Raw genomic sequence first — 19,348 nt, forward strand, 5'->3', positions numbered from 1 at the left:
TTTATAATTATCAGATTTTATTTTAAAGAGTTACCATATCCAACCAATAGCACCGATATGATGATGGTAACAATGCCGGCTATCAGTGTTTTTTTAGCTTTGCCGCTTACCCCTTTCCATTCTTTCAGCGCCAAGCCCCACAGGTTGGCAATTAAAATGATAGATGCCATGTGCAGTATCCACGAGCTGGCGCCATTGCCCAGTTTGCTTTCGCCCATGCCGTAAAAAAAGAACTGCATAAACCAGGTAGTACCTGCCAACGCCGAAAAGATGTAATTTTTAAGCAGGGGAGTGCTGCTATCAGTATAGTTAGCAAATGTTTTGTTACGAGCATTAAGTGTCATACACCAAATGAAATTGGTAGTAAAACCACCCCAAAGTATAACCACATAAGTGACGTTGTTTGAGAAAAGGAAGTTCCCTCGCTGCGGGTGTTGAACCTGCCACGCGGCATTAGCTACCGTCGCCATGGCTTTACCGGCTTCGATACCGAAATTAAAACAAGCGCTCAATACGCCTGATACAATCGCTACAAGAATGCCGAGTCCGAAACGGTAATCCTTATTCTTAGCTTGCGGGTTTACCGCCATATCACGTTCTTTGAGCATACCCGCCCGGCCGCATATAATAATGCCAATTACACATACCAGGATACCAAGGAGCACTACTTGTCCCCATGGATTCTGTACCATATCGGTAATAGTGTCCTTACCTGGTTGCGGATTAAAATTATAGTAAACTGACGGGATGATGGAGCCGAACACGGCGCACAAACCTAAAATAATAGTGCTACCTAATGATACGCCAAGATACCGAACGCCCAGCCCATAAGTTAAACCACCAATGCCCCATAACAAGCCAAAAGAGTAGGTAAGTAATAATATATCGCCATTGGTTTGGGCTGTAATTTGGGTGAAGTTGGGTATGGTAAGCCAGGCGGCCACAGGCGGAATAATAATCCACGAAAACAATCCGCCCGCTATCCAAAAGCTTTCCCAGGCCCAGCCTTTTACTTTTTTGTAAGGGATATAAAAGCTACCCGAGGCAAAGCCGCCAATAAAGTGGTAAATAATACCGAAGATAACCTGCATCGCTAAAATTTAAGTTTAAGTAACCGGCTGGTCGCATATCGTAATATATGCGGGGTTTCAGGCTAAGGTATAGCTAAGGTATCAGCAAACTATCCTTTACCGTCTTATTAGGTAAGGCGCGAAACTATTTAACTACTCACAGCGAGTTTCGTACCACCACGTTAAAAGGCACGGCGTAATGGCCTTTTTCATCATTCATTACTAATTCGGCGGTGCGCATTCCTAAAGCAACAAAGTCGGTTGAAATGGTTGTTATTCCGTCCAGTATAACTTCTTTAATATCTGTTTCATTGTATGATATCAGGCCCACGTCCTTACCTATTACATAAGGCGTATGCTTTATTTTCCTGATTAGTTTTATCAGGTCATCTTCAGCTACGTTGATATATACCGTTTCAGGGCTTATCTCGTGATGCTCGAGCGTACTTAATACTTCAAAGTCAAAGGCGAGGTCCAGGCAAAAATTCTCAAAGCCGCGAATAATGCCCTGTGAGTAATACGCCCCATCCGGAAAGATGAGTTTTAGCTGCCTGTATTTTTTAAGATGATCGTTCAGTCGTAAAAGCGCGCTGTAAATGTCATTGGCGAAGTCCTCATAAACCGCCGCGAATTCGCCATTGATGCTCGTCGGCAGCTTATCCATAATAATGAGCTTATTTTTCGGCAGGGAATTGATAAGGCGATAGCTTTCTTCATAATCGTCAATAAAATAAGGTAGAATTACCAGCTTATGATAGGTTTCCAGAGCGCGCTCGTTTAATATTTTTTTAAACAGATAGGCATCGTTATTATACACATAAAAATCAACCGAGGCATTGCTGCCCAGCGTTTCCACAAAAGCATCATAAATGATTTTTTTATGGGTACTTAGCTTGTTAAACAACAGCAATACACGGGTGGGGTCATTAAATTCGGTATGGTTCACAAAGCAACCCTTGCCCGGTATGGTGGCAACTATCCCGGCCTTCTTCATATCGTTATACGCCCGTTCAATTGATCCTCTTGACAGATCAAGCGCGATGCTCAGGTCGTTTATCGAGGGTAACATATCACCCTTTACTACATCACCGGCTTTTATACCTGCAATAATACAATTAGCCAGCTGCCTGTATTTGGGCGTAACACTGTATTCATCAATCGTTATAATCTTCAGATAATTCTTCATTGGTTGTTGATCATATTCGGGTTAGCATAATTGGTGCGTTAAAGCTAACGTAGCGAGATTAAATAACTATCCCAAACTGTTCGCGGCATAAAAAGAGAGTAGGGGATAGTTCTCAATTATCAAATCAATACGTTTGCCATACCAGTAAAGTAAACCTGCTGTAGTTACAGGCAATATCATTATTTTGCCTTTAAATTAAAGCATCCGGTTATTCCTGGTCAGTTCTATTTATTATAAACCCGCATGAAACCTAAAATTATACAAACTATTGTTTTTTTACTGGCTGTCGTTAATCTACAGGCAGTAGCGCAAAAGCTCAGCGTAACGGCGTTACAGGTAGAGCATCAGGTAAACCCGCTATCGGTAGTGCCGGATGTTCCGCGTATGAGCTGGAAATTAGTTTCAAAAACGAAAGATACCCGGCAAAAGCGTTACGAGATCAGAATTAGCACGACAGACAAAGTTACCAGCGGTAAAAACTTACTTTGGAAACAAAATAAGGATACTGAACAATCAGTGCTGGTTAATTACGAAGGCCCTGCGCTTAAGCCCGGCCAGCGCTATTACTGGCAGGTGCGCGTAAAAGATAATCATGGCAATCAATCTAACTGGAGCGAGGTGCAATACTGGCAAACAGGCTTAAAGGCTGCCAACTGGAAGGCCAAGTGGATTGCGGTGCGAGGTGCTGATACGGCGCAGGCCAGTCCATTGTTCCGTAAACAGGTTGATCTCGGCAAAACGGTTAAAGCCGCCACCGCCTACATCACGGCTAAAGGCTTATATGAGGCTTACATCAACGGAAAAAAAATTGGCGATGCTTATTTTACACCGGGTTGGACGAGCTACAAAGATCACCTGCAATACCAGGCTTATGATGTTACTTCTTTACTTAAAAAGGGTGATAATGCACTATCAGCAATGCTTGCCGATGGTTGGTACAGGGGCGGGCTAACCTGGGACCAGAAAAAGAACTACTACGGTGATACGCGCGCTTTATTGATGCAGATCAACGTGCAATACACCGACGGCAGCAGTGAAACCATTGTAACCGATGAAAGCTGGAAAACATCCTACGGCGCGTTACTCAAATCGAGCCACTACAATGGCGAAGTTTATGACGCACGCAAGGAAAAGGCCGGTTGGATGACTCCAGGTTACAATGAAGACAATAGCTGGGCTTCAGTCGCTATAAAGGATTACGGCTATGCTGATCTGACTGGTATGAGCGGTCCCGTTGTTAAGGAGCACGAGCGAATACCGGCCGTTAAAATAATCAAGACCCCGCAAGGCGATCTGGTGGCTGATTTTGGCCAGAACCTTGTTGGCTGGGTTGAAGTAAAAACCCATGGACCGGCAGGCAAGCAGATAAAACTCACCCACGCTGAGGTGTTGGATAAAGCCGGTAACTTTTACACAGATAACCTGCGCTCAGCAAAGCAGCAAACAGTTTATGTACTTAAGGGAAGTACTGAAAACGTTTACTCGCCGCACTTTAGCTTTCAGGGCTTTCGTTATGTGAAGATAGAAGGTTATCCGCAGGAATTGAAACCAGCTGACTTGACCGCCGTGGCCTTATACTCTGCCATGCCGGTTACGGGTACATTCAAAACATCAAACCCGCTTTTAAATCAACTGCAGCATAATATTGTGTGGGGACAGAAAGGGAACTTTGTTGATGTCCCTACGGATTGCCCGCAGCGGGATGAGCGCCTTGGATGGACGGGAGATGCCCAGGCATTTTACAATACATCAGCTTATAACATGGATGTAAGCGGGTTTTTTACCAAGTGGTTAAAAGACGTTAAAGCCGATCAGCATAAGGATGGCAGCGTGCCGTTTGTGGTGCCTGACGTGCTGAACCAGTCGGATGCCGGATCGGCAGGTTGGGCTGACGTAGCTACTATTATTCCGTGGGGCATGTATATGAGCTATGGCGATAAGCGCATACTCGAAGACCAGTACGCCAGCATGAAAGGTTGGGTAGATTACATGACGTCCCGCTCGAGAAACAATTTATGGAATACCGGTTTCCATTTTGGCGACTGGCTGTTTTACCGCCCCGACGACGATAACGACGGCCGCGCGGCAGTAACTGATAAATACATGATTGCGCAATGTTTTTATGCTAATTCTACGCAGTTATTGGCAAACGCTGCCCAGGTGCTTGGCAAAACAGCTGATTTTAATAAGTATAACGCGCTGCTCAACGATATTAAAAAAGCTTATGTAAATGAGTATGTAACCGCAGGCGGCAGGCTTATATCATCAACACAAACGGCTTATGTACTGGCTCTGCAATTTGATATGCTGCCCGAAAGCCAACGTGCGCAGGCGGCAGACCGTTTGGTGGCCAATGTAAGAGATTACGGCAACCACCTGACGACCGGTTTTTTAGGAACGCCATATTTATGCCATGTGCTTAGCCGTTTTGGCCATGCCGATGTGGCTTACGATCTGTTGATGCAGGAAAGCTACCCTTCATGGCTGTATCCGGTTAAAATGGGCGCTACCACCATTTGGGAACGTTGGGACGGTATAAAACCCGACGGTAGCTTTCAAACCCCGAACATGAATTCGTATAACCATTACGCTTATGGTGCCATTGGCGATTGGATGTATAAAAACATAGCAGGCATCCAGCCGGCCGCGCCTGGTTATAAAAAAATTACGATTAAACCGATTATTGGCGGCAAGCTTACCTCGGCAGAAGGAACATTAGATAGCGACTACGGGCTGATCAGCAGCAGATGGAAAATTGAAAATGGTAAATTTAATATAACCGTGGTTATTCCGCCAAATACTACCGCGGATGTTTACGTGCCGGATGCCTCGGGCAAATCGTACAAGCAACATACGGTTGCCAGCGGCGAATATTCGTTTCAGAATTGATTTTAATCCCATAGTTATATAATGAGCCCGCGTTATTGCGGGCTTTTTTGTTTTGCATTAGTAAGTTACATGATAGCCTATAAATATACCGGTGATAAACATTCGTGCTAACAATTTTATGATTTGTAATATGCGGTAGTAGTGCTGCAAATTAGTTTTGTATGAGTAAAATATTTAATTGGTACTAAAATCTTTAATACAAGCTATCTAAGTGAAAATAAACAAGTGGAATTAATAGGTCACAGCGTTACGGGTTCAACAAATATTCATGCGGATGCGGAGTACCCCGTAAGGGCGCATGTGCGTAAAGCCCGTGTGCTGTTAACTGTAGAGTGTTTGGCCTTTTCTTTTCAGTATGATGCCTTGAAAATATTGCTGTTTAAAGGCGGAAGTAATGGATTGAACAAATGGAGCTTTGCGCAGGCAGTTGTTGGCGAAAACGAAAGTCCGGATGATACCGCCCGGTGCCTGATGCGTGGCTCGACAGGTATATCAACCGCTTTTTTAGAGCAATTGCATACCAGCGATGGCATAATCAAATTGCCGGGTGAGCGGGTGGTTTCTGTAACTTATATTTCGTTAATGAATGGCTTTAAGTTAGATGAAAATGCTGGTAACAACCTCGGCAACAAGTGGTTTCATTTGGATAAGTTGCCTAAGCTAAGAAACGATCAGCGCGAAATGATAAATTGTGCTATCAATCACTTGCGGTATAAGGCGGCGTTGCATCCTTTATTGTTTGAATTACTGCCCGACAGGTTTACCATCCCCCAGGTACAAAATCTGTATGACAGCGTTTATAACGCACAGATTGATAAACGCAATTTTAGCAAGCGCCTGCTTTCAACGGGGTTGTTAATAAAAACGGCAGATAAAGACAGATCATCAAAGAAAGGTGCCAGCTATTATCAATTAAATAAAGACCTGTATAATCCACGATCGCTGTCTTTGATTAAGCTTCTGCCTAATCTTCACACCTTTACAGGCAGGTAGTCTTACGGTTAATAATTATTAAAATTTTATAAGTATAGCAGAAGTCGGTAAAGCCGTATATATTTGTTATTAACCAATAATTAACGCTGGACGAGCTAAAGTATGCCGTTAGTTTTTTCACGGTAAAGGCGTTAATACCAATTATAATTTATGGCTTTAAAATATTGCTGTTTATATATTGTTGCCTTCTTTTGTTCTATTGTGTCGGCAATGGGGCAGGGAGAGCCATCGTTTGTAGCGCTTACAACGAGGGACGGGTTATCGTCAAACACCATAAGTGCTATAACACAGGATCAATCCGGCTTAATGTGGTTTGGCACGGTTGACGGGCTTAATAAATTCGACGGAACCAACTTTACCGTTTATACGCATAATGATAAGGACAGCTCAACCATACCGACTAATGAAATAACCTCATTACTCGAGGATCGGTCTGGCATCCTATGGGTAGGCACCGATAATAGTGGTGTTGCCTGGTACAATGAGCAAAGTAACTCATTTGTAACTATAAAATTGGATACTGCACTCTCCCGCACTACGCAACCAACAGCCAAAGCTTTGCATCTTGATCATGAGGGTAATGTATGGGTGGGTAGTTTCAACTCCTGCTATATCATTAATCCAAAAACAAAAAAACTCACCACTTTCAAAATTGCAAAGTACCTGCCTAAGCCGGTAAATACCCTGATGGTATTGTCGTTTTTTGAAGATCGCCATCATCGTATGTGGATTGGTACCAATGGCGGTTTGCTGTGTTATGATGCAAAAAATAAAATCATGCAGCGTTTCTTGCATGATCCGAAAACAGCGGGCAGCATCAGCGATAACAATGTGAAAACCATCGTAGAAGATAGAACCGGCGCGCTCTTTTTCGGAACAAACAGAGGTTTAAATAAGCTGATGCCTGACGGTAAAACTTTTAAAACCTACCGGCATGACGATAATAATTTAAATTCCGTTAGCAGTGATATCATTTATTCGGCTATAGTTGCTCCGGATGGCAAGTTATGGCTGGGTACCGAAAATGGACTGAGTATTTTTGATAGCAAAGCATCTGTATTTCATAACATCCGTCCGGACAGGCGCGCCTCTTTCAGCCTTTCACATAAATCTGTTAAAAACCTGTTTTTGGCGCAGCGCAATATTATTTGGCTGGGTACACATCAGGGCGGCATAAATAAGTACGACCCCAACCTGGCTTTGTTCAGCCTCAAACGCAGTTTTCCATTTGATCCTAACGGCCTGTCATCACCCTATGTAACTGCCTTTGCTGAATATCAAAACAATCGCTTTTTTGTGGGTACCGATGGCGGCGGCTTAAACCTTTTCAATCGTAAAACCGGACTTTTTGATCATATAGCTATTAAAAGTAAGGTGGATCGTTCCGGAAGCCCGCTCTCTATACTCGCTCTTGAACTTGATCGTAATAAAAAACTATGGATCGGAACTTATCAAAACGGCATTTTTAATTATGATCCGGTTACGGGTAAGTACCGCCAATACCTGGTGGGTGACGGGTCGGGCTTAAGCCAGAATGATATCTTCGTTATCCGCCAGGACTCCAGGGGGCTGATATGGATAGGCACTAATGGCCGTGGCGTTGATGTTTTTAACCCGGCGACTAATAAAATGTTTAATTACGGTACCCAATCCCAAGCAGGTACCGCTAATATGCCGCTAAACGGCTTTATGCGTGCTATTGAAGAGGATAAGGCAGGTAATATCTGGCTGGGTTCAAACGGAACGGGCATCGCCGTTTTCAACCCGAACTCCAAAAAATTTACGCTCTATAACAAAACCAACAGCGGTTTATCAAACAATGTGGTGTTGAGCATTCTGCATGATCGTTCGGGCAATACCTGGGTTGGTACCAATGGGGGCGGGCTTAACCGCTTTAACAGCATGAAAAAAAAATTTAGCCACCTGTGCGAAAACGAAGGGCTTGCTAATGGCATTATACATAAAATACTGCAGGATGAAGCGGGGTTGATATGGGTGAGTACAGACAAGGGCATCAGCAGCATTGACCCGGCAACCAATAAGGTGAAAAATTACAGCAAGCCAAACGGTGTGCAGGATAGTCCATTTATGTTCAGCGCCGGTATAGTAGCTACAGACGGTGAGCTCTTTTTTGGCGGACAAGATGGCTTTAACTATTTTAAACCGGCTGAATTGCCTGTGAACAATTACATGCCCAAGCTGCTGCTTACCGATTTAAAGGTGGGTAATAAATCAGTCGTAGCAGGTAAGGATGCGCCTGTAACCGAACAGGTTGGTGTAGCAAAGGAGATCAATTTAGATTACGGACAAAATTTTTCGATTAGCTACGTTGCGCTCAATTATACCGCGCCTCAGCAAAATAATTACGCCTACCGGTTATCAGGGCTCGACAAGGAATGGAATTATGTAGGCAAAGAAAAGACTGCTTACTATACCAACCTTGATCCCGGCGATTATGTATTTCAGGTGCGGGCAAGCAACAATGAGGGTGTATGGAGCAAGCGTATAAGTTCGATTGCGGTGCACATTCATCCGCCATGGTGGCGCACGCCTTACGCATATACTGCTTGTGGTGCCTTTATTTTATCTTTCCTTTTTTATACCAGGCACCGTGGAATACAAAAGATAAAGAACCGTTTAGCCATTGAACAGGAAAAGCTTAACGCAAAGCGGCTCATTGAACAGCAACGCGTTGAGGCTGAGCGTGTACATGAGCTCGATGAACAGAAAATAAAGTTTTTAACCAATTTAAGCCATGAGTTCAGAACACCGATATCCCTGATAATGGCACCCGCAGATAAGTTGCTCACCTTACCACATCAGGCTGTAGCCACTGCACAAATTAAAATGATACGCCGAAACGCGCGGCGGTTGTTGAACCTGGTAAACCAGCTGCTTGATTTCAGGAAGATGGAAGAGCAGGAGCTAAAGCTCAACAAACAAACCGGCGATCTCGTAGCGTTTATCAAAGACGCTGCCGAAGCATTTCAAGACCTGTCGGACAAACGGAGAATTTCACTTACCATCTCAAGTGAGATTGACGCCCTAATGACGGAGTTTGATCATGATAAGATAGAACGTATCATTTTTAATATTCTCTCAAACGCGTTCAAATTCACGGCTGAGGGTGGGGCAGTGTCGGTAAGTATTTCGTTAGTTACCGGTGATGATAATTTACCGGCAGGTTGTCGCATTGTTATAACCGATACAGGCATAGGCATTAATAGAGCGCATCAAGCCCGGATTTTCGACCGCTTTTTCATGGAGAATAAACCAACGCAGGTTTTAAACCAGGGAAGCGGGATTGGCCTTTCAATAGCCCGGGAGTTTGTACAATTGCACGGCGGCGAAATAAGCGTAAACAGCGAGCTTAATGTGGGAACATCATTTTTAATCACTCTTCCGTTGGCCGAAATACAGCCACAACGGCCTGAGCAGGCACCGATTACTGAAAATACTTTCGCTGCTCATAATGATAGTTTTAATCCGGTTAGCGATACAAGTATAAACCTGGCTACTGTGCTGTTAGTAGAAGATAACACGGAGTTTCGTTATTATTTAAAGGACAGCCTGCAAAAGTATTACAATATAGTAGAGGCTGCAAACGGGCGCGAAGGCTGGCAAAAGGCCCTTTCGACACACCCCAATTTGATAGTGAGCGATATAAGCATGCCCTATATGGACGGTATCCAGCTTAGCCAAAAGCTTAAGGCTGATAAACGTACCAGCCATATACCGGTGATATTACTGACAGCTATAAGCGGCGAGGAAGACCAGATAAAGGGGTTGGAATCAGGCGCTAACGATTATCTGACCAAACCATTCAATTTCGGTATATTAAATACCAAAATCAAAAACCTGCTTAAGTATAATCGCTCGCTTAAGGATACTTACTCTAAACATATACAGGTTAAAGGCGAAGAAATTGCAATTGAATCGACTGACGCGAAGTTGCTTAACAACATCGTTAAATATATTGATGATAAGCTGAACGATCCCGATCTTTCGGTAGAGGAGCTGAGCAGGCACGTGGGCATGAGCCGTGGATCATTATACCACAAGTTATTGGAGATGACTGGACTAAGTCCGGTTGAATATATACGGTCAGTAAAGCTTGAAAGGGCGGCGCTGTTACTGGAAAAAAGCGATTACAACGTAGCCCAAATTGCCTATATGACGGGTTTCGGGACACCAAGCTACTTCTCGCGGCTGTTTAAAGCCCGGTACAAGGTTTTGCCTTCAGAATATATTAACGCAAAACGAAAAGAAAACAAATTGCACACAGAAAATAACAACATGCTGTAAGATGTAGCTGAACTTAATGCCACTTGAAAGGTTATAATTGATATGGTTTAACATTCGAGCTATTAAAATCACTAATATTGGCAGCATCGGGCTTGGGTTTTAATCAAATTTACCGCTCATATCAACCAGTTACAGTATGATTAAATCTTATAAAAAAACGCTCGTTAACAAATCTGTAAAAATTATAACCATTGCGCTTGCACTCGGCGGTGCGCTTGCTTCAATGCAATACGTATTGCCGGAGAAAGATACGCTAAAGCCGGCTATAAAGGCATCAGCAGCCGAAAAGGGTTTGAAGGATTATTACCGCAATTATTTTACGGTAGGCGTAGCCGTTAATATGATGGCCATACAAGGTGCCGAGGCCGACTTGATTGTAAAGGAATTCAATAGTATTACCGCTGAAAATGATATGAAGATGGGCCCGCTTCACCCGCAAGAGAATGTTTACGATTGGAGCCGTGCCGACGCTATAGTTGATTTTGCGGTAAAAAATAAAATACGTATACGTGGGCACAATCTTTTATGGCATAACCAGGCGCCCGCCTGGATGTTTAAGGATAGCGAAGGTAATCAGGTTAGTAAGGCTGTATTATTGGCTCGTCTTAAAGATCATATCACCACGGTGGTTAATCGGTATAAAGGCAAAATATACGCCTGGGACGTAGTTAACGAGGCTATTGACGATAATAAGGATACCTATTTGCGCAATACCTTATGGTACAAAATATGTGGCGAAGATTTTATTGCCAAGGCGTTTGAATATGCACACGCGGCAGACCCATCAGCGGCCTTATATTATAACGATTACAATAGTGAGGATGAAGTGAAGCGCGAGAAAATATACAAGCTTTGCAAATCCCTTAAGGATGCAGGCGTACCCATACATGGCATAGGTTTGCAAGGGCATTGGAAACTTGATGATCCTTCACCCGAAATGCTGCGCAAGGCGCTTGATAGGTATGCGTCGCTGGGATTGAAACTCCAGGTTACTGAGCTCGATATTACGGTAAGAAAAAGATTTAAACCGGGTGCATCACAAATGCCGGCAGACTCAGGGCTGACACCCGCGCTTGCTCAACAGCAGGCCGACAGGTATGCCGAGGTATTTAAAATTCTCAGGGAATACAAGGGCATTATTACTAATGTCACCTTCTGGAACGTATCTGACAAGCATAGTTGGCTGGATTTACGCAGAGGTGGCCTTGCCGGTGGTGCCGCGGCAGGCGAAGCAACCAGCAGAAAAGTTGTTAAAGCCTACCCGCTGTTGTTTGATGAGCAACTGGGCCGAAAAAAAGCTTACTGGTCTGTAGTTAATTTTTAATGGCTGAACATCTGTTGGCTCATTATAAACATTTGTTTTACCGGTGTTAACCAAGCCCGGCTAATTTTGAACCAAATTATCTCCGCATAACCTTCTATAACCTATTTATGTCAACACTAAACAAAATGCGTTTTGGCACGCCGTTTTACATAGCGGCCCTTGGGGTATTGTTATCCTGTAACTCGTCTAATTCGTCAGCTAACAAAAACGACACCGCAACCGCTGCAACCGATACAACTGCGAAAGTTAAGTTTTTGTCCCCTCCGCTTGTTAAGGATATTTACACCGCCGACCCGTCGGCACACGTATTTAACGGCAAAATATATATTTATCCATCGCACGATTACGATGCCGGCATCAAGGAGAATGATAACGGCGATCATTTCGCGATGAAGGATTATCATATTTTTTCGATGGATAGCATTGGCGGGCCGGTAACCGATCATGGTGTAGCGCTTGATGTAAAGGATATTCCATGGGCAGGCAGGCAACTATGGGCGCCTGATGTTGCTTATAAGTCAGGCACCTATTACCTGTACTTCCCACTGAAAAACAAGCAGGATGTTTTTCAGATAGGTGTGGCCACTTCTAAAAATCCGGCAGGACCGTTTAAAGCCGAGCATGAACCAATAGCCGGTAGCTATAGTATTGACCCGGCTGTGTTTACCGATACCGACGGCAAAACGTACATGTACTTTGGCGGCATATGGGGCGGGCAGTTACAGCAATGGGCTAACGGCAAGCGGGTTAACGATTCAAAAACAGATCTTAAAAATGATGATGCGCCGGCATTATCCTGCAAAGTAGTTCGTCTTAAGGATAATATGAAGGAGTTCGACGGCGCGCCACAGGATGCCGTGATACTGGATAGCCTGGGTAAACCTTTGCTGGGCAAAGATCATGACAGAAGATTCTTTGAAGGATCGTGGATGCATAAGTATGATAACAAATACTACTTTACATACTCTACCGGTGATACACACTTGTTATGCTATGCCGTTGGCGACTCACCTATGGGGCCGTTTACATACAAAGGCGTTTTGATGAAACCGGTTCAGGGATGGACCACGCATCATTCCATCATAGAGTTTAAAGGCAAATGGTATATTTTTTACCACGATACCGAGCTATCCGGCAAAACGCATCTGCGTAATATAAAGGTAACTGAATTAACCCATAATGCCGACGGTACTATTGCTGTGATAGACCCTTTTATTAAATAAACCTACGCGTATGGGCGTTGATGCACAGACATTAATTACTTTTGACAGATGGAGATATTTTCGTTAAAAAACAAGGTTGTCATTGTAACCGGCGGTACCGGTGTTTTAGGCGAAGCCTTTATAAACGGGATAGTTGATGCCGGGGGCGCTGTGGCTATTCTTGGCCGGAACCAGGCAGTTGCAGAACAACGGGCTGCAGACGTGAACAACCGCGGCGGAAGGGCGATAGCCCTTGTAGCTGATGTACTTAATGAGGAAAGCCTCATAGCTGCCCGCGGGAAAGTGCTGAAAGCGTTTGGCCGAATTGATGGTTTGGTAAACGGCGCGGGTGGCAACAAGCCTGCAGGTGTTATTGACCCGGCGGCCGATATATTCAAACTGGATATGAACGGCTTGCGCGATGTGATGGATTTGAACCTATGGGGATCCATGCTGCCAACACAGGTTTTTGGCGAAGCTATGGCAACAGGAGGGCAGGGTAGTATTGTAAACATATCCAGCATGGCATCGCAAACGGTTATCAGCAAGGTTTTAGGCTATACTTTAGCAAAAACGGCGATTGATGCTTACACCCGTTGGTTTGCCGTTGAAATGGCTGCCCGTTATGGCGATAAGCTGCGGATGAACGCGCTTGCTCCCGGCTTTTTCATTACCGAACAAAACCGTAACCTGCTTACACAACCCGATGGAAGTTTCACCCAACGCGGGCTGTCCGTTATAAGGCAAACACCTTTTAAACGCTTTGGCGATCCCGACGAATTGGTCGGTGCTTTAATCTGGCTATTGAGCGATGCCTCAAAGTTTGTTACCGGCACCGTGGTGAATGTGGATGGTGGTTTTGCCGTAAATAGTGGGGTGTAAATAACTGTCTTAAAAAGTCCCGGGGTTAATAATCAATCATTATATGAATGTACAAGATCTGGAACAGACCTTCAGGTGGTTTGGCCCTAATGACCCGGTTACGCTTGCTGCTATAAGTCAAACCGGCGCTACCGGAATAGTAACCGCTCTGCATGATGTAGAGGCCGGGGAAGTATGGCAGCCACAAGCCATTGCGCAACGCAAGGCATTGATTAAAAACGCTGGTTTGCGATGGTCTGTTGTGGAGAGTGTTAATGTTCATGAAAGCATCAAAATAGCCTCTCCATTGCGCGATGGCTACATAGATAAATATATCAAAACGCTGCAAAACCTGGGCAAAGCGGGCATCAAAACGGTTTGCTACAACTTTATGCCGGTGTTGGATTGGACGCGCACCCATCTTGACTATCGATTGCCTAATAACGCATCCGCTTTGCGATACCATGCCCCCGCAGTAGCGGCTTTTGATTTGTATATTCTGGAGCGTGAAGCAGCTTTTACAGAGTTTACGCATGAGCAGCAACAGGCAGCCAAAGCTTACCTCGACGGCCTTACGGCAGATGATCGGGAGGTAATTGTGCGCACTATTTTGGCTGGTTTGCCGGGTACTGATAAAGTTTATACGATACCTGAATTCAAGGAGTACCTTAAAAAATACGCCTTGACAGATACCGCCACCCTTAAAGCTAACCTTTCTTATTTTTTACAAGCTGTAATGCCACATGCCGAACAAGCAGGTATTAAATTATGTATCCATCCGGATGACCCACCTTTCCCGATACTGGGTTTACCCAGGGTAGTATCTACAGAAGATGACTTGCGTGATGTGGTTAATGCATATCCATCGCCAAATAACGGTATCACGTTCTGTACAGGCTCCCTTGGTGCACGAGCCGGTAATGATCTGCCCGGAATGATTGAGCGTTTGGGTACGCATATCCACTTTCTACATTTGCGCAATGTGCGCCGCGAGGCGGATGGCAGCTTTTATGAGGACGATCATTTATCCGGTAATACAGATATGTTCAAAGTAATGCAAGCTGTTATTAGAGAGCAGTTTGTTCGTGCAAATGATGGACGTGAGGATGTAGCCATACCCATGCGTCCGGATCATGGGCATAAAATACTGGACGATTTTAGGTACGATACTTACCCGGGCTACTCCATTATAGGCAGGCTTAAAGGCCTCGCCGAATTGCGCGGACTTGAAATGGGGATAAAACGCAGTATATTATAAATCGTTTATTTGGGGTCAAGGTTCTTATGCATCCTGCAATTTGCGTTTAACCTCAATGTATTCTGACGGTACCATGTTGTACTTCTCTTTAAAAGCTTTGGTAAAGTAGTTCGGGGTAGAAAAGCCTGCCTGGTAGGCAATTTGTGCGATGTTCATATCGCTTTTCTCGAGCAATACGGCAGCCTTTTCCAGCTTAACAGAGCGGATAAATTCAACTGGCGACATGCCCGTAATATCCAGCAGTTTTTTGTAAAGCGATACGCGGCTAATAACCAGTTCGCGGCTTAAACCCTCAACAGATAGCTGCGGATCAGTTAAGTTATGCTCAATGTATTGCATCACTTTGTTTAAAAACTTTTCGTTTTCTGATTCGATCACCACGTTACCGGCTGTAACCTGCAACTGGCGCGAGTAAGTTTCGCGTGCGCTGCGGCTTTGGGTTAACAGGTTCCTGATCTTTACCTCCAATACCGCGAAGTTGAAAGGTTTGGTAATGAAATCGTTAACGCCCGATTCAAGTCCTTTGATCTGGTCGTTCTCCGCGTTTGAGGCGGTGAGCAATATCACAGGTATATGTAAGGTGCGCTTGTCTGATTTGAGTTTTTTGCCCAGGTCAATGCCATTCATTAACGGCATATTGATGTCTGACACGATTACATCCGGATGGCGCGACAAAGCCATCTGCCAGCCTTCTTTCCCATTTGCCGCCTCATAAATACGGTAATGTGCTTTGAGATTATCTTTTAAGTAGAACCTGAAGTCCTCGTCATCGTCTATAATCAAAACCGATGGCATGTTTACCAAATCATCAGTGGGTGTTTCTGTAGGTTCTTCCTCTATAATAGCTACAGGTTCGGGCGTAACAATTTCCGGCTCCGGCGTTGTAGAGACTTCATTATCCGATTCAGCAACCTGCAACGCAATCTCAAAAACAAAACGGCTGCCTTTTCCCGGTTCGCTTTCCGCATAAATTTGTCCGCCGTGCATCTTCACAAATTCACGGGTTATTGACAAGCCGATGCCCGAGCCCTGGTTCAGAATAGCTGGCCCTGTTTCCGTTTGATAGAAACGGTCAAATATCTTTGATAACACGTTGGCAGGAATGCCTATACCTGTATCAGTAACTGAGCAGGTTATATTCGCTTTATCTGTACCATCAATGTCATTAACAGCAAGCTCAACCGTTATATGGCCACCTTCCTGGGTAAATTTAAAGGCGTTTGATAGCAGGTTGAACAGAATACGCTCCACCTTGTTGGGATCAAAATACACAAAGGCCCTGTGGTTATCTGTAGTAAATTTCAGGTTGATCTGTTTACGCTCTGCAAGGTCTGTAAACGAGTCGGTCACCTCGCGTATGTATTGCACAATTTCACCCCGGCCAAGCTTAAGTTTCAGCTCCGCTTCTTCCATTTTCCTGAAATCAAGCAATTGGTTCACCAGGTTAAGCAAACGGCGCCCATTGCGCTTTATAAGCCCCAGCTGACCCGTCAGTTCAGGCTCTTTTATTCTCTCGATCAAATTATCTACCGGCCCCACAATAAGCGATATCGGCGTGCGGAACTCATGGCTCAGGTTAGTGAGAAATTTAATTTTAAGCTGATCCAGTTCGCGCATATGTTCAGCTTCCCGGCGCTGGCTTTCAATGGCCTGTTTAGCCTGCTGCCGTTCCTGTTGCAGGGCAAACTGTGTTTTTAGCTTGCGTATGCCCCTATGCCTGATGTAAAACAGAAGTGCAAGGCCAGCTGCCAGGTAAGTAATAAATGCATAAACTGATAACCAAAACGGTGGGGCTACAATTATTTTTATTGTTCTGCCCTTGTCGTTCCAAAGCCCGTCGTTATTACTTGCCCTAACCTGAAACTCATAAGTTCCGGGGTTGAGGTTGGTGTACGATGCGGTATGCTCTTTACCAGCGGTTACCCAGTCGCGGTTGAAGCCGATCAGGCGATATTTGTACCTGTTTTGCTGCGAGTTTGTATAATTAAGCGCTACAAAGCTGATCGAAAAACTTTGCCTGTAATCCAAATGAATTTCCTTTGCCAGCAAGATAGGTTGGAGTATAGGGCCTTCATCCGCAGGCATTACGCGTTTATTATCCACTTTGAGGTCGGTAAGCACCACCGGCGGAACGTTTTTGTTCCGGTTCATGCCCAGCGGGTTAAAATGGTTGAAGCCTTCCTGGCCGCCAAAGTATAGTTCGCCGTTTACGGCACGCAAACCGGCACCGCGTACAAACGGGTTATTTTGTAAGCCGTTATGATGCGTATAATTGATAAAGCTCTTGTTATTAGCATCGAATGAACTGATGCCCTGGTTGGTACTCAGCCATAACCGCCCGCTGCTATCTTCCAGGAGCTTTTGAACTACATCATTCGCCAGCCCGTCATTTTCCGAAAAGGTTATAAATTTATCTGTTGCACCATCAAGCAGGCTTAAGCCGCCGCCGCTCGTACCCGCCCATATCCGCCCGCGGCTGTCCTCAAGCAGGGATAGCACATAATCATTAGGGAGGTTATTATTTGTTTTGTTATAAAATTTAAACCTGCGGGTGGCCGGGTTCCAAACCGAAATACCGCCACCAAACGTGCCAACCCACATTTTACCCTGACGATCTTCAGCGAAAGATCTGATAATATTATTCGCGGGGTATCGCGCGTCGTTAACGCTGCCTAAATCGTTGGTTATCTTTTCTATTACCTGTCTCTTCGGGTTGTAAATATTAATACCACCGCCATTGGTGCCTATCCATAAATTGCCTTTGCTATCCTCTTTTAAACAAAATATGTCGTTAAAATTTAAGTCGATGCTACTTGCACCTTTTGTGAATTGGCGGTACGTCCCGGTGGCGGGGTTATAAGCAAAAAGTCCGTCGAGGTAAGTGCCTATCCACAGTTGGCCATCCTTAGCCATTTCAAGCGCAAGCACGGCCATTCCATGCGGGGTTCCCTCGCGCTTAGGTTTAATGTTAATATGGTCAAAAAGTCCGGTTTCCGGGTGATACAAGTTTAAGCCGCCTCCATCAGTGCCTATAAATATTCCTTTACGTTTCCACTCGGCAAATGAGGTAACTACCGAGGCGCTTAAGCCTTTACTATCAAAAGGATTACTTTCCTTGCGGCTAAAGTGACTGAAGTTTTTGTCGTACTTGTTTATACCACCCTGAAAAGTGCCTAGCCAGTAAATACCCAGCTTATCAATATAAATGGATCTGACCGACCTGCTTGAAAGGCTGCTTTTGTCGCGTTTATCAGGTTTGTAAGTTGTTACGGCGCCGGTTTTGGTATTTAATATATCAAGGCCTTCCTCTGTTCCAAGCCACAGGTCGTTATTACGGTCAGGTGCTATTGCGTATACAATATCGCTGCTTATGCCGCCCTTAGCATTAGGGTTGTGTTTAAAGTTGGTGAAAGTTTTGCCGTCATTATTCAACTTGCTTAAGCCACCAACGGTACCTACCCACAAATTATGTGCATTATCCTCGTTTATTGATAATACCAGGTTAGCCGCCAGGCTGGTATTGTCATCACTATTATGCGCGTAAAGCGTGAAAGTTCCGTTTCTGGCGTTGTAAAGGTATAGTCCCCGGTCACTGCCAAACCACATTCGTTGCCTGCTATCTTTGTATGCAGAGAGGAATACCTTTGTTGTGGGCTTCCCCGCCGCGTTAGTGCCGGTTGGTATGCGCGTCACTTTACGTGTGTTAATGTCAATGCTAAACAAGCCATCGTAGCATCCCACCCAAACATTATTGTTACTATCGCCGCAAATTGATGTTACCGCGCCACCGATAACGTTACCCGGCACCGAATTGAAATTGAAGAAAGAATTGGTGTTTCGATTATACACACTCAACGATCCGCCGTTGGTACCAACCCACAAGGTACCGCGCTTGTCCTCGTAAAGCGCAGTTATATGATTTGCGCCGATACTCGATGTATCCCCGGCTACGTAACGATAGATGCGGAAGTTAGTGCCATCATACCTGTTCAATCCATCCTCGGTAGCAAACCATAAAAAGCCATAACGGTCTTTAAGTATAGCGTACACGGTGTTTGATGATACCCCATCTTTTGCAGTAAGCGTACTGAAATTTATTGATGCGTTTTGAGCAATTGAATAAAACGGTACAAAAAATAAAACTACAAGCAACAGTATGGTTCGTTGCACGGCTATCTTCATCATATTAGGGCGGCAAGGGTGCCGTATTGGTTTTATTGCAACTAAAATTAGCTATAAATGCCGAATGCCGAAAGTATC

The 19,348-nt window shown here is 44.6% G+C and carries 10 protein-coding genes; 7 read left to right on the forward strand and 3 right to left on the reverse strand.

Annotated features, from left to right (window positions below; translation table 11 throughout):
* Positions 1 to 17: 17 nt before the first annotated feature.
* Entirely contained in the window at positions 18 to 1,091 is a 1,074-nt protein-coding gene (rhaT, locus tag LT679_RS01495; RefSeq protein ID WP_232175130.1) for an L-rhamnose/proton symporter RhaT, read from the reverse strand.
* 136 nt (positions 1,092 to 1,227) lie between these two features.
* On the reverse strand, positions 1,228 to 2,256 hold the full coding sequence (locus LT679_RS01500) for a GntR family transcriptional regulator (RefSeq protein WP_232175131.1): 1,029 nt from the start codon (positions 2,254 to 2,256) through the stop codon (positions 1,228 to 1,230).
* Positions 2,257 to 2,499: 243 nt separating this feature from the next.
* On the opposite strand from LT679_RS01500, the gene LT679_RS01505 reads away from it, so the two are divergent.
* The 7 genes from LT679_RS01505 (at position 2,500) to uxuA (ending at position 15,088) form a co-directional block, all read left to right on the forward strand.
* Positions 2,500 to 5,145 (forward strand): glycoside hydrolase family 78 protein, encoded by a 2,646-nt coding sequence (locus LT679_RS01505; RefSeq protein WP_232175132.1) that lies wholly within the window; start codon positions 2,500 to 2,502, stop codon positions 5,143 to 5,145.
* Between the two features lie 225 nt (positions 5,146 to 5,370).
* Positions 5,371 to 6,138, forward strand: coding sequence for an NUDIX hydrolase (locus tag LT679_RS18675; RefSeq protein WP_232175133.1), 768 nt, complete (start codon positions 5,371 to 5,373; stop codon positions 6,136 to 6,138).
* Positions 6,139 to 6,288: 150 nt separating this feature from the next.
* Positions 6,289 to 10,443, forward strand: a complete 4,155-nt coding sequence (locus LT679_RS01515) for a hybrid sensor histidine kinase/response regulator transcription factor (protein WP_232175134.1) — start codon at positions 6,289 to 6,291, stop codon at positions 10,441 to 10,443.
* Positions 10,444 to 10,579: 136 nt separating this feature from the next.
* A complete protein-coding gene (locus LT679_RS01520) occupies positions 10,580 to 11,767 on the forward strand; it encodes an endo-1,4-beta-xylanase (RefSeq protein ID WP_232175135.1) in 1,188 nt (395 codons plus the stop codon).
* 107 nt (positions 11,768 to 11,874) lie between these two features.
* A complete protein-coding gene (locus LT679_RS01525; protein ID WP_232175136.1) occupies positions 11,875 to 12,990 on the forward strand; it encodes a glycoside hydrolase family 43 protein in 1,116 nt (371 codons plus the stop codon).
* Between the two features lie 48 nt (positions 12,991 to 13,038).
* On the forward strand, positions 13,039 to 13,851 hold the full coding sequence (locus tag LT679_RS01530; RefSeq protein WP_232175137.1) for an SDR family oxidoreductase: 813 nt from the start codon (positions 13,039 to 13,041) through the stop codon (positions 13,849 to 13,851).
* Positions 13,852 to 13,894: 43 nt separating this feature from the next.
* Positions 13,895 to 15,088 carry a mannonate dehydratase gene (gene uxuA / locus LT679_RS01535; protein ID WP_232175138.1) on the forward strand — a complete coding sequence of 398 codons (1,194 nt, stop codon included), beginning with the start codon at positions 13,895 to 13,897 and terminating at the stop codon, positions 15,086 to 15,088.
* Positions 15,089 to 15,112: 24 nt separating this feature from the next.
* On the opposite strand, the gene LT679_RS01540 is transcribed toward uxuA, so the two are convergent.
* On the reverse strand, positions 15,113 to 19,273 hold the full coding sequence (locus tag LT679_RS01540; protein WP_232175139.1) for a hybrid sensor histidine kinase/response regulator transcription factor: 4,161 nt from the start codon (positions 19,271 to 19,273) through the stop codon (positions 15,113 to 15,115).
* Positions 19,274 to 19,348 lie beyond the last annotated feature (75 nt).

It is taken from the genome of Mucilaginibacter roseus (assembly GCF_021215455.1).
Taxonomy (GTDB): Bacteria; Bacteroidota; Bacteroidia; order Sphingobacteriales; family Sphingobacteriaceae; genus Mucilaginibacter; species Mucilaginibacter roseus.

What these genes read in the sequence shown, in the direction of transcription:
- LT679_RS01540 (WP_232175139.1), bottom strand. Translation starts at nt 19,273, where the DNA reads ATGATGAAGATAGCCGTGCAACGAACCATACTGTTGCTTGTAGTTTTA.
- LT679_RS01500 (WP_232175131.1), bottom strand. Translation starts at nt 2,256, where the DNA reads ATGAAGAATTATCTGAAGATTATAACGATTGATGAATACAGTGTTACG.
- uxuA (WP_232175138.1), top strand. Translation starts at nt 13,895, where the DNA reads ATGAATGTACAAGATCTGGAACAGACCTTCAGGTGGTTTGGCCCTAAT.
- rhaT (WP_232175130.1), bottom strand. Translation starts at nt 1,091, where the DNA reads ATGCAGGTTATCTTCGGTATTATTTACCACTTTATTGGCGGCTTTGCC.
- LT679_RS01505 (WP_232175132.1), top strand. Translation starts at nt 2,500, where the DNA reads ATGAAACCTAAAATTATACAAACTATTGTTTTTTTACTGGCTGTCGTT.
- LT679_RS01515 (WP_232175134.1), top strand. Translation starts at nt 6,289, where the DNA reads ATGGCTTTAAAATATTGCTGTTTATATATTGTTGCCTTCTTTTGTTCT.
- LT679_RS01530 (WP_232175137.1), top strand. Translation starts at nt 13,039, where the DNA reads ATGGAGATATTTTCGTTAAAAAACAAGGTTGTCATTGTAACCGGCGGT.
- LT679_RS01520 (WP_232175135.1), top strand. Translation starts at nt 10,580, where the DNA reads ATGATTAAATCTTATAAAAAAACGCTCGTTAACAAATCTGTAAAAATT.
- LT679_RS01525 (WP_232175136.1), top strand. Translation starts at nt 11,875, where the DNA reads ATGTCAACACTAAACAAAATGCGTTTTGGCACGCCGTTTTACATAGCG.